Genomic DNA, 12,879 nt, shown 5'->3' with positions numbered 1-12,879 from the left:
ATTAAATTAAGTTCATGCCCAGTGCTTTGCACTGTTTCCTCATTTCCTCAGGCCAAATAGAAGCCTGAATCTCTCCGATATGACCTTTGTGCAGCAATACCATACAGAGTCGGCTCTGGCCGATACCACCACCTATACTCAGTGGCAGTTTGTCGTTCAGCAGTTGCTGGTGGAAGTACAGCTGTTCGCGCTCTTCCTTGCCTTCTATCTTCAGCTGGCGCAGCAAGCTCTCCTTGTCCACACGTATACCCATGCTCGACAGCTCGAAGCTGCGTCCCAGCACCGGATACCATATCAGTATGTCGCCATTCAGTCCGGCACGTCCGTCTTCGGCTATAGTGCTCCAGTCGTCGTAGTCAGGAGCGCGCCCGTCGTGCTTCTCGCCATTGCTCAACTTGCCTCCGATACCTATCACGAATACAGCTCCGTACTTCTCGCAGATGGCATCCTCGCGCTCTTTTGGCGTCTTGTCGGGATACTGCTGTACCAGCTCTTCAGCGTGTACAAAGTGTATCTTCTCGGGCAAGAAAGGCTTAATCTGCGGATAAGTCTCGCAAGTCAGATACTCTGTGCGACGAATGGCAGCATAGATACGCTCCACGATGTTCTTCAGGAATGCCAGCGTGCGGTCTTCCTTACGGATCACGGCCTCCCAGTCCCACTGATCTACATACAGCGAGTGCAGGTTGTCCAGCTCCTCGTCAGCGCGGATAGCGTTCATATCAGTATAGATACCATAACCTGGTTCTATCTTGTACTCTGCCAAACTCAGTCTCTTCCATTTAGCCAACGAGTGCACCACCTCGGCCTTGGCATCGCCCAGATCCTTAATGGGGAAACTCACGGGGCGCTCCACACCGTTCAGATCGTCGTTAATACCCAGTCCTTTCAGCACGAAGAGTGGCGCAGTTACGCGGCGCAATCTCAGTTCTGTCGATAGGTTCTGTTGGAAGAACTCTTTTATCAGTTTTATACCCTGTTCCGTCTGCTTCATATCCAGCAGCGGCTCATACATCACGGGTTTAATTACTTGTCCCATATTTACAGTTTATGCTTAAATTGCGTGCAAAGGTACACATTTATTATTAAAATGCAAGCAAAAACCCAATTATTTTTGCATTTTGACATAAAATATTTGATTTTCACTAACAAATTGCACATTCATCGTGCTCGTTAACAAATCATAATTATCAATTGTCAATTATCAATTATCAATTAAAATTCGTACTTTTGCAGTCGCTTTGCTTTCTGAGGCACCCGTAGTTTAAAGGATAGAATAACAGATTCCGGTTCTGTTGGTCACGGTTCGATTCCGTGCGGGTGTACTGCTATGCACGCAGAGCGCGCATAGCATTCAATACCGCTAGTACCGTTACTCCCACATCAGCAAATACCGCCATCCACATGGTGGCCACACCCATTGCTGCCAGCACCAGCACGGCCAGCTTGATGCCTATGGCCAGCCACACGTTCTGTCGGGCTATGCCTAGCGTGCGTCGGGCTATCTTGATGGCCAGAGCTATCTTCGATGGTTTGTCGTCCATCAGCACCACGTCGGCCGCCTCTATGGCCGCATCGCTACCCAGTCCGCCCATGGCTATACCCACATCAGCACGAGCCAATACAGGCGCATCGTTTATTCCATCGCCCACGAAGGCGAGGAGTGAGGAGTGAGGAGTGAGGAGTGAGGATAGTTTTTCTACTTGCGAAACTTTATCAGCGGGCATCAGTTCGGCGTGGTATTCGCTCAGACCGAGGGTTTGGGCTACATTGGCGGCCACTTCCTTACGGTCGCCCGTAAGCATCACCGTGCGTGTTACCCCCAGGTTGCGCAGGGCTTCTATCGCCTCCTTGCTGTCGGCCTTTATCTGGTCGTTTATCACTATGTGTCCAGCGTATGTGCCGTTGATGGCCACGTGGATGATGGTGCCCAGGTGGTGGCAGTCGTGCCATTTAGCACCCACGGTGTCCATCAGCTTCGTGTTGCCCACGGCCACTTCCTGCTCGCCCACACGGGCTATGATGCCCTGTCCGGCCATCTCGCGCACGTCGCTCACCTGGCATCCGTCGGTAGCCTCGTCGGGAAACGCATCCCTCAGCGCTGCCCCTATCGGATGGGTAGAAAAATGCTCCACGTGAGCCGCCAGATGCAACAGCTGGTGCTCGTCGAAACTATCGGGATGAACCGCCGTCACAGCAAACTGTCCGCGCGTCAGTGTGCCCGTCTTGTCAAACACCACGGTGTCGATCTTCGACAGCACATCCATATAGCTGGCCCCCTTTATCAGTATGCCGCGTCGCGATGCCCCACCTATGCCACCAAAGAATGTCAGCGGCACGCTGATTACCAACGCACAGGGGCACGATACCACTAGGAACATCAGCGCGCGATACAACCATGTGCTAAACGCGCCACCCAGCAGCGTAGGCACCACAGCCAGCGCTATCGCAGCCATCACCACGATGGGCGTGTAGATGCGGGCAAAGCGCGTGATAAACGTCTCACTCTTCGACTTGTTCTCGCCAGCATTCTCCACTAGGCGTATAATCTTCGACACCGTGCTCTCACCGTAAGGCTTGGTCACGCGTACACGTATCGCACCACTCAGGTTCACACAGCCCGATATCACCTCGTCGCCCTCAACCACGTCGCGTGGCATCGATTCGCCCGTCAGTGCCACTGTGTTCAGCGCACTTGCGCCCTCCACTATCACGCCATCCAGCGGCACCCGCTCGCCCGGCTTTATGATGATTATCTCTCCTACCTCAACCTCTTCGGGCTTTACGGTTATCTCGCGCCTCCGCGCCTCCGCGCCATCGTCCCCCCGACTCTCTACGTGGGCTGCATCCGGCTTTATCTCCATCAGATGTGCAATGCTATCGCGACTTTTTCCCTCGGCATAGCCCTCAAACAGCTCACCCACTTGGAAGAACAGCATCACAAACACCGCCTCTGGGAACTGCGTCTCGGCCCCCGGCAGAAATCCGATACACAGGGCGCCGATGGTGGCCACACTCATCAGGAAGTGCTCGTTAAACGGGTTGCCCTCCGTCAATCCCTCTGCCGCCTCTTTCAGCGTGTCGTGTCCTATTATTATATAAGGTATCAGGTACACCAGCAGCAGTTGCCACGTCTCCAGTTGTAGCCAGTGTTCTATCATCACCGCCCCCACCAGCAGCACCGCCGTGATAATAATCAGTCGCAGCTGCTCCTTAGTATCATGCTCGTGATGATGCTCATGCTCGTGATGATGCTCATGATGATGTCCATGTTCGTGATGCTCATGAACTCCACACGTCTTACATTCTATTTTTCCCATATCTTTTATTGTTATTTGTTTCTTTCTGGGTGCAAAGGTACAAACTTCCCTCTGCAACCCGGTTGCAAAGTTCATGCGTTGACACGAAGTATATCTGTTGATTATGTATTTATGGCACAGCAAAATTACAAATAAAATATATACCTAAAAAATAAACTACGAGTTTATTTAGTTAAATATTACTAATGTACAATAACACGCAGACAACGCAGTAACGCAGTAATGTCATTCATGCTCAGACGCGGTGACACGGTGACGCGGTGACATTAGAAAAATCGACTATGGAGGGCTGAGGAGGGAGAAATACTAATATATATTTCTATATTATATATTATATTATAATATAATATATAATATAGATTTTCTGACACCTAGTTCCTCGAACACACAATCCAAAAGTCACCGCGTCACCGCGTCACCGCGAGGTGGACACTTTAAAAACGAAGAATCTACGGTCCGACTATATACGTGCTCAGAAAACTGGCCGTAACACCATCGGTCATGAGATTACGTATATTTTGCCCGAAAATTACGGATGAAAGGCCACGAAGAACCTGAAGGCGCTGCACATCCGATTCCTGCCCGACCAGCAGGCCGAGACCAACATCTCGAGTCGTGAGTTCATCAAGTTTGCTGCAAAGATACAACAAAATTTATAAATACCATGCAGAAATAGAAAAAAAAAGTTCATTATTTGCCCAATATTTAGTAATTTTGTGGCCGCAATAATAACAGAAAAAAAAAGAGAAATGGATATCACAGAAAGATTTTTGAATTATACGCAGTTTGATACACAATCGGCGGAGGACAGCGAGACAGTGCCCAGCACGGCGAAACAGCTGGTGTTTGCAGAATACCTGAAGAAGGAACTGGAGCACGAGGGACTGAGCGACGTGGAGATGGACGACAAAGGCTACATATACGCCACGCTGAAAGCTAACACCAAAGATAAGGTGCCCACCATAGGATTTATATCGCACTACGATACAAGCCCCGACTGCTCGGGAGCAAACATACACCCGCACATAGTAAGGAATTACGATGGCAGCGACATACTGCTTGGTTTCGAGAAAGGAGGAACGACGAACGAAGAACGAGAGATCAAGATGACACCAGAGAAGTTCCCTGAGCTGCTGAAGCACACTGGCGAAGACCTGATAGTGACAGACGGCACCACACTGCTGGGAGCCGACGACAAGGCGGGCATAGCCGAGATAGTGGAGGCGATGTGCTATCTGCGCGACCACAAGGAGATACGCCATGGCGACATACGCGTGGCCTTTAACCCCGACGAGGAGATAGGTATGGGCGCACACCACTTTGACGTGGAGAAATTCGGTTGCGAGTGGGCCTACACCATGGACGGTGGCGACGTGGGCGAGCTGGAGTTTGAGAACTTTAACGCTGCCAGCGCCAAGGTACACATAAAGGGTGTGAGCGTGCATCCTGGCTACGCCAAGGGTAAGATGATTAACGCCAACGCGCTGGCTGCTGAATTTGCCCAGATGCTGCCACACGACGAGACACCCGAGACCACCGAGGGCTACCAGGGATTCTACCACCTGCTGGGCATACAGAGCAACGTGGAGAGCGCCACAATGAGCTACATCATTCGCGACCACGACCGCGAGCGTTTTGAAGACCGCAAGCGCCTGATAGAGGCTACTGCTGCCAGCATGAACGAGAAATACGGCGAGGGCACAGTAGAGGTGGCCGTGAAGGACCAGTACTACAACATGAAGGAGAAGATAGACCCGCAGATGCACGTGATAGACCTGGTGCTGCACGCCATGCAGGAGTGCGGGGTGGCGCCAAAGGTAAAGCCCATACGTGGTGGTACTGACGGGGCGCAGCTGAGCTTTAAGGGTCTACCCTGCCCCAACATTTTTGCTGGTGGCGTGAACTTCCATGGACCATACGAGTTTGTACCCATTCAGTCGATGGAAAAAGCAAAAGATGTGATTGTTAAAATCTGCGAGCTTGTTGCCGATTTTAATAACTAGGAGTTTGCAATAACGCGTCGAGCGATGCTTGCTCGCCTACAACCCAGATGATATCACCCTCGCGGAAGCGGCGGTTTGGACTATAGGGGGAAAGGCTTTCCTTTCCCTCTTCTAATCCTACAACCATACAGCTGTAGTCGTCGCGGATGCGGCTCTCGATGAGCGTCTTGCCCACAAACTGACTATCGGCACCGATGATGAGTTGGCGCAGCTTCATCTCGCGCTGTTCGATATTAAGCTCCTCGCCCAGGAGTTCGGTCTCGATGGCCTCGCGGAAAGCCGTGAACTGCTGGTCGCTACCGATGACCTGCAGCACATCGCCAGGGAACAGGATGTTATAGCCATCGGGGATATTGATACGACGCCCGCCACGCAGGATACTGCTGACGTGAACACCATACTTCTTGCCCAGATTGAGCTGAGACAGCGTCTGCCCCATCCAACTGGAATTGGCTGGCACGGTGAACTCGGCAATGTGGATATCGCGATCGAGCAGTTTGCCCTCGTAGAGCGGACGCTTCTTGCCATGCACCTGAGCCTCGATGTCGCGCGAACGGAGATTCTGCACAAAGAGGCGCTCGAGAGTGATGGAGCGGTGCTTGGTGCGGCGCGACAGCACGACAAGCACCACCACAAGAAGGCCAATGGTAATCATGAGGGCTGGCTTGAAACGGCTGAGGAAATTGCAGATGTAGAAGATAAAGCCCACGGCTATCATAACACGCACAACCACAGTAAACGCCAAGGGTATGCGATTGCGATAGCTCTCGGCCCACAAGGCCTTCCACTCCTCGCTACGATTCTTCTTCATGACCATGGCGCGCAGGAACGGTGCAATGAGCATGACAGTGAGCAATCCAGTAATGGCATTGGCATACCAATGGAGCTCCCATCCAGGCAGCAGCTTGCGCGTAAAGGGCAGCACAAAAGTGAACATGAGCGCAATGGTGGCTGAAGTGAGAATAGAATAGACCAGGGTGTTGATGGACATCTGAGTGAGCAGACGCTTCCACTTGCTTTCTTCCTGACTATGGGTATCGCCAATGGTGAGCTGATTGAGCGTCTTGATAAGCTTACTGGGCAGATGGCGCTCAAGATTATTATAGGCAGGCGTGGCCAGACGAATCATATAAGGTGTGAGGAAGGTGGTGATGACGGATACGGCCACAACCACAGGATAAAGGAAATCGCCAATAACACCCAGCGACAAGCCCAGCGAGGCGATGATGAACGAGAACTCACCTATCTGAGCCATAGAGAAACCACAACGGATGGCCGACTTAAGCGACTCGCCACCAAGCATGAACGAGATGGTGCCAAACAAACTCTGACCCACGATGATGGTGAGTACGAGGCAGAGAATAGGAATGGCGTACTCGACCAAGATCTTAGGATCGACCAGCATACCTACCGACACGAAGAACACGGCTCCGAAGAGATTCTTGACGGGCTCGACAAGCTTTTCGATACGCTCGGCCTCGATAGTCTCGGCCAAGATGCTACCCATGATAAAGGCTCCGAAGGCAGAACTGAACCCCACCTTGGTAGAGAACACGGCCATGGCGCAGCAAAGGCCCAGGGCCACAATGAGCAGCACCTCGTTATTAATCTCCTTGCGCACCTGGCGCAGCATGATGGGGATGGCAAAAATGCCCACCACCAACCACAGAATCAGGAAGAAACCGATGCGGATGATGGATTGCAACATCTGACCGCCACCCACATGGTCTCCCTCGGCCGCGGCACTCAGCATGACCATCATGACGATGGCCAGAATATCCTCGAGTATGAGCACACTCATCACCTTGCTGGCAAAGTGCTGCTGGCGCAGACCAAGGTCGTCGAAAGCCTTATAGATAATAGTGGTAGACGACATGGCGAGCATACCGCCCAGGAAGATGCAGTCCATCTTGCCCCACCCGAACAGATTGCCCACGATGACGCCAAGCATCATCATACAGAAGATGATGGTGATGGCGGATATGACGGGCGAAACGCCCATCTTGAGTATCTTCTTGAACGAGAAATCCAGTCCCAACGAGAACAAGAGGAACATCACGCCGATATCGGCCCACAGATGCACATTGGCCACATCGGCCACCGAGGCGGTGTAAGGCATGTTAGGACTAACCAGGAAGCCTGCTACGATATAACCAAGAACAAGGGGCTGCTTGAGGCGTTTGAATATCAGCGTAACAATACCTGCCACAATCAGTATCAGCGCCAGGTCTTGTATCAGTGTTGGAAGCTCGGACATATTTTTTTAATTGATATTATCAATTATATTAGTACCATTGAACGGCGTTGGAGTAGCTGGAGCGCTTGTCGTATTTGAGCGCATCGGTAAGCGTAGAGGCGTTACAACGGAACGAGAAGTTATAACTTGTGTAAGGAGCAAGAACCACCGAGCACGACATATTGAAGCAGTGCAGGTCGCGATTAAGCGAAGCTGTGGTCATTGAAATCTTCTTATTATCGAAGTCGTAGCCAGATGAGAACGAGATGTTCCATCCGTCGCTGATGCGCAAGTTACCACTCACATTCAGGTTCTGAGTGAACTTATAGGGGTAGCGCATGGTATTGTAGTTGAACTTGCTCAGCGTTTGATCCTCGCGCATGGTGATACCATAGCCGAAACTCAAGCTCCAAGGCATCTGGAACGCCATATAGCCATCCTCGTCGGTCTCGGCCTTCGAACTGCTCTTGCGCTTGGCTGAATGCTTAGCCTTCTCCATATCCTTGTCGACATTGGTCTCTACATCAGGATCCCACTCATCGTCGTCGCCATTGTTGCTCTTGTTGTCCTTCTTCTTATCCACCTTTTCGCCACGCAGACGCTTGAAGAATCGGGCCACCTTTTCGTTGCTGAGCGTATATGACAAGTTCTGCGAGATGCCCTGGAATCGACCAAGCTTACCCATGCCCCAATAGGTCTGATGCTCAGATACGCGTGGTGTAGCGCCAACGCTGTCGGCCTCGTAGACATACGATGCAAACACAGCACTGAGGTTCAGGGTATAACTCTTAGAGAGCTTGAGGCGGAGCGAGGTTGACAAATCGCTCCAAGGACGAATATCGGCCGCCATGTTATACGACATAGACATGCGGAACTCATCGATGAGCGAAATCTTCTTGAAACCTGTAGAGTCGTCGTCGCTACGCACCTTCATCTCAAGATTGTTCGAGAGGTCCATCGAGATGCTACCCGTCTTACCCTTACCGGGAACGCCATAGGCACCTATCTGATAAGGCGAATACTCAACCATGGTGACGTTGCCCTCGGCATCGGTCTTCTGATACTGCTCGTAGTAGCCATAGCGCGAGGCGCTGAAATCAGGAGCGTAGCTGAAGCTGACACTTGGCGTGAGGACGTGGCGGATGGCTACAATCTTATCGCCAAACAGCTTGCGGTTAGGCACATACATACCATACAGCTTGGTAGAGGCACCCAGCGAGAAATTCCAGTTGTAGACATTATAGAATCCACTAAGCGTGTCGACAACCTCCTTCTGATTAACGGCATCCCACGACTTATGTGTCTTATTGAAATAAGTGCGATCGGTGAAATTGAACGAGGGGTTGAGGTTGAGATAGCCAAACAGCGTGAAATTGCCGCTGATAGGTATCTGATGCTGCATACCGTTCTTCCAATCCTTCGACAGTGAAGAGTGCAGCAGCTTATCCTCCTTGGTAGAGATAGAGTTGCTGAGATGACCTGTATACTGCATCGAAATCTTCTCGTACCACTTCTCGGCTCCTACCCTCTTTTTGCGCTTGAAGGGATAGAAACGAGAGATAGAGATATTCAAATCGGGCAGTGTGAGCGTGATAGAAGAATCGCGCATGTTCTGGTTCAAGTTGGCGGTGGTGCTGAGCGTCATGCCAATGCTCGAGAAGGTGGTGCTCCACGAAACAGAAGAGGTACGTGTAGACTGGGTGAGCGATTGGGGATTGTACATCGACGAAAGATTATTCTTTTCATAGCTCGATGTGGCGAAGTTGACGCTGGCCGAGAGCTGTGAATAAGGATTGGCCTTAGCATCCTGACGATGGCTCCACTGAATCTTAAAGCTGGTTTGCTTAGTGTAGTCGTCCATATTCTTCTCGCCATTGATGGTGTTCTGATAGCTGGCCATGAACGAACCGCTGTACTTATAGCGCTTGCGATAGTTAGAGGCTGCTGAGAGTCCCCACGAACCTTTGGTATAGATTTCACCAATCAGTTTCAGGTCCATCTTATCGTTGATGGCAAAGTAATAACCACCATCGCGCAGATAGAAGCCACGCTCGGTTTCATCGCCATAAGTAGGCATAATCAAACCACTAGAGTAACTCTTGGTGAAAGGGAAGAAACCATAAGGGATGGCGAGTGGCAGGGGCACATCGGCTACCACCAGATAGGTGGGGCCAAACACCACATCCTTACCTGGGCGCACCTTGGCACGCGACATGGCGAGATAGAAATCGGGATGCGGATCGTCGCAAGTGGTGTAGCGGCCGTGCTGCAGGAACATCTCACCGTTTTCGCCACGCTTTGAGAGTTCGCTGGTAAGGAAGCCCTCTTGCTGCTGAGTATAAACGCTGGATATCAAGCCTTTCTTAGTCTTGAAATTAAAGGCCATGGTATCGCTCTGATACTCGTCGCTACCCATCTTGAAAACGGGCGTACCCACGAGCTCGTTCTTAGTAGTGTCCATAGTACCCGTGGCATGAACCAAGCTGCTGTCGAGACTCATATAAATCTTATCGCTGGCCAAGTCCATGTTCTGGTACTTAACCTTAGAGTCGCCAAAGAGATGAGCCAGACCAGATGCGGCCTCGTAAGTGATAGAGTCTTCGGCCGAATACTCTACGGGCGCATCTATACCATTCTTACGTTTCTTATTGATGCTATCCTGTGCCAACGAATCGTCGACAGCCTTGTTATGACGGAATATAGCGAGTTGGATAGAGTCCATGGAGAGCGTATCCTGCGATGCCAGGGCCTTGATAGTATCAGATGAGATACTATCGATAGCGATGCCAGCAGCTGGGATACTATCATTGACTTCCGAGTTCTTAGTGACCCCGGAAATCAACTTCATTGGCACCTCCGCCATCATCATCAGGATGACGAAAGTGAACACAATCAGTACTGATTTTCTTTTCACGGGTGCAAAATTACTAATAATTCTGCGATTTCAGCCATAGATTAACAGAGATTATCACAAATTTATGGCTTTATTCAAACAAATCAACCCATTTTAGGAATTTTAGCACACCTTTGGCCCCGAATTTCTCTAAACTCTGTGCTGTTTCTACCACGCTGCGCACATGATCGATATGCGATTTAGAATAAAACTTATCGGCATAGCAAATTACCTGCTCTTCCATGGTGTCGGGCTCATAACTACGGTCGAGCGGCAAAGGCAGATTCTGAGTCTCAATCTGCTGCTTAGTGAGGCCAGTACCAGTGTGGCGCTCGCACACCAGCGCATGGCGCACAAAGCCCTCCTCACGCAGTATCTGTCCGCCTATATAGCCATGACAGATATATGGCTCGGTTCCGAAACACTGGATGCTAGGGGCATTGCAACGATAAATACCAATATCGTGCAGCATGGCAGCCTCTTCGAGAAACTCCACATCGAGCGGAAGTTCGGGATGTTTTTTGGCAATCTGCAAACACCTATCGGCCACTTGGCGAGAGTGTGTAAGCAATATCCGTCGGAGTTCAGACTCCGACGGATAATATTTATCTATAATAGATTGGTAATCCATTATGCTTCGCGCTCAATCCAGGCGATGGTGTCGCCCTGACGGATGTTCTGACCTGGCTTAACAGTGATATCAACCAACTTGCCACCCATAGCAGCAGGGATCTCTACAATCTCACCCCACTTGGTCTGCAGATAGCAGAATGGCTGACCTTCCTTATATTTCTGACCGATGAATGGCTCAACGCATGGTGCGAGAACACCTTCGCCACCAAAGCCCCACAACAGCTGACCAGCCAGAGGTGCCTTTACAGCATCGGCCTTGGCGTGCTTAATAGCATCGATCTCCTCCTGTGAAATCTTCTGACCGCCACCAAGCTTAGCGTCCTTGGCCTTCTGGATATCAGCCAACAGCTGCTTCTTGGCCTGACCACTGCGGAATGGGCGATACTGCTCTGGGTGCATAGCCAGCTCGAAGAGCTCCTCATCGTCCTGTCCGTAATCCCAACCGTTCTCGTCCATCTCCTTACGGAAGCCATCGAGAGCGTTCTCGAGCAGTGTGTGAGGATCGGCATCAGTAAACTTACGGTTTTGCTTCTCAGCCAGCTCAACCAGCTCAGGAGCGATAGTACCAGGCACCTTACCACTCTTACCAAGAATCATACCCCAAATAGCGTCGTCCATCATCACATAACGACCCTTACCCTGCTCCATGGTGAGGAGGTTCATCAGAGCGATGTTCTTAGTGTACTGAGAGAATGGAGTTACCAATGGGGGATAACCAACCTTTGGCCATACATACTCAACCTCGTTGAACAGCTTAACCAGCATATCGTCCATGGTGAGAGCTGATTCGCCCTTCTTCTCGCGCTCCTTGTTGATCATCTTCTGGATAGGACCAAGATCGGCCATCATAGAGCCCATCATACCACCAGGCAGACCACTACCAAGCAACAGAGATGACATGTGCTTGTTAGCAGGATTGATAAAGCAACCCAACCAGTCGTCGATGAACTCCTGAGTGAGTGTGCGAGCCTGCATGTAAGCGTTCATATTCAGATCGGCCACCTCGAAGCCCTCGTTCTTCAGCATTGACTGAACAGAGATGATATCTGGGTGAACCTTACCCCATGACAGAGGCTCGATGGCGGTATCGATGATATCAGCACCATTGTTACAAACCTCAAGGATTGAAGCCATCGACAGACCAGGACCAGAGTGACCGTGGTACTGAATGATGATGTCAGGGTGCTTGGTCTTGATAGCCTTGGTGAGGGCACCCAGCATAGCAGGCTGTCCGATTCCAGCCATATCCTTCAAACAGATTTCCTCTGCACCAGCAGCAATCACCTCATCGGCAATAGCAGCGTAGTAATCAACGGTGTGAACAGGTGATGTGGTGATACACAGTGTAGCCTGTGGTGTCATGCCACCCTCCTTGGCCCATTTAATACTTGGAATGATGTTACGTGTATCATTCAGTCCACAGAAAATACGAGTGATATCAACACCCTGAGCGTGCTTTACCTTATACATCAAGGCACGAACATCATCAGGTACTGGATACATACGGAGTGCGTTGAGACCACGGTCGAGCATGTGAGTCTTAATGCCAACCTCGTTGAAAGGCTTACAGAAAGCACGTACTGCGAGGTTTGGATTCTCACCTGCCATCAGGTTTACCTGCTCAAAGGCTCCACCATTGGTTTCTACTCGGGCGAAACAGCCCATATCGATGATTGCGGGAGCGATGCGTTCCAGCTGGTCCTTACGAGGCTGGAACTTACCAGAACTCTGCCACATGTCTCTGTAAACGAGACTGAATTGAATCTTCTTCTTTGCCATAATTCAAGTTACTAT

Annotated in this window: 8 protein-coding genes and 1 tRNA gene; 2 read left to right on the top strand and 7 right to left on the bottom strand. The window is 50.7% G+C overall.

The genetic code is table 11. The features are described 5' to 3' along the window. Position 1: 1 nt before the first annotated feature. On the bottom strand, positions 2–1,039 hold the full coding sequence (gene asnA / locus BUB86_RS04515) for an aspartate--ammonia ligase (RefSeq protein WP_073206160.1): 1,038 nt from the start codon (positions 1,037–1,039) through the stop codon (positions 2–4). A 2-nt stretch (positions 1,040–1,041) separates the two neighbouring features. Then, the gene (locus BUB86_RS18270; RefSeq protein ID WP_081373096.1) at positions 1,042–1,161 is read right to left on the bottom strand and encodes a KxYKxGKxW signal peptide domain-containing protein; all 120 of its coding nucleotides are present in this window, start codon (positions 1,159–1,161) and stop codon (positions 1,042–1,044) included. 92 nt (positions 1,162–1,253) lie between these two features. On the opposite strand from BUB86_RS18270, the gene BUB86_RS04510 reads away from it, so the two are divergent. Beyond that, positions 1,254–1,325 (top strand) — tRNA-Arg (locus BUB86_RS04510). Positions 1,326–1,328: 3 nt separating this feature from the next. Here BUB86_RS04510 and BUB86_RS04505 read toward each other — a convergent pair. Beyond that, on the bottom strand, positions 1,329–3,161 hold the full coding sequence (locus BUB86_RS04505; protein WP_073206371.1) for a heavy metal translocating P-type ATPase: 1,833 nt from the start codon (positions 3,159–3,161) through the stop codon (positions 1,329–1,331). Between the two features lie 908 nt (positions 3,162–4,069). Here BUB86_RS04505 and pepT point away from each other — a divergent pair. Beyond that, complete coding sequence (gene pepT, locus BUB86_RS04500; RefSeq protein WP_073206156.1) at positions 4,070–5,323, top strand: peptidase T; 1,254 nt, start codon at positions 4,070–4,072, stop codon at positions 5,321–5,323. Here the strand turns inward: pepT and BUB86_RS04495 are convergent. The 4 genes from BUB86_RS04495 to BUB86_RS04480 all read right to left on the bottom strand — a co-directional run bounded on the left by BUB86_RS04495 (position 5,313) and on the right by BUB86_RS04480 (position 12,864). Further along, complete coding sequence (locus BUB86_RS04495; protein WP_073206153.1) at positions 5,313–7,580, bottom strand: cation:proton antiporter; 2,268 nt, start codon at positions 7,578–7,580, stop codon at positions 5,313–5,315. The two genes, pepT and BUB86_RS04495, sit on opposite strands and share 11 nt — an antisense overlap. 28 nt (positions 7,581–7,608) lie before the next feature. Further along, positions 7,609–10,428: an LPS-assembly protein LptD gene (locus tag BUB86_RS04490; protein WP_081373105.1), complete on the bottom strand. Its 2,820-nt coding sequence runs from the start codon at positions 10,426–10,428 to the stop codon at positions 7,609–7,611. Between the two features lie 115 nt (positions 10,429–10,543). Next, positions 10,544–11,083 (bottom strand): HD domain-containing protein, encoded by a 540-nt coding sequence (locus BUB86_RS04485; protein WP_073206147.1) that lies wholly within the window; start codon positions 11,081–11,083, stop codon positions 10,544–10,546. Then, positions 11,083–12,864, bottom strand: coding sequence for an oxaloacetate decarboxylase (locus BUB86_RS04480; RefSeq protein WP_073206144.1), 1,782 nt, complete (start codon positions 12,862–12,864; stop codon positions 11,083–11,085). The genes BUB86_RS04485 and BUB86_RS04480 overlap by 1 nt, the downstream gene beginning before the upstream one ends. Positions 12,865–12,879: the final 15 nt, after the last annotated feature.

The organism is Xylanibacter ruminicola, assembly GCF_900142525.1.
In the GTDB taxonomy this organism is placed as follows: Bacteria; Bacteroidota; Bacteroidia; order Bacteroidales; family Bacteroidaceae; genus Prevotella; species Prevotella ruminicola_A.
Note: the sequence above shows the minus strand (reverse complement) of the source record. Positions and strands in the feature narration are given on the sequence as shown.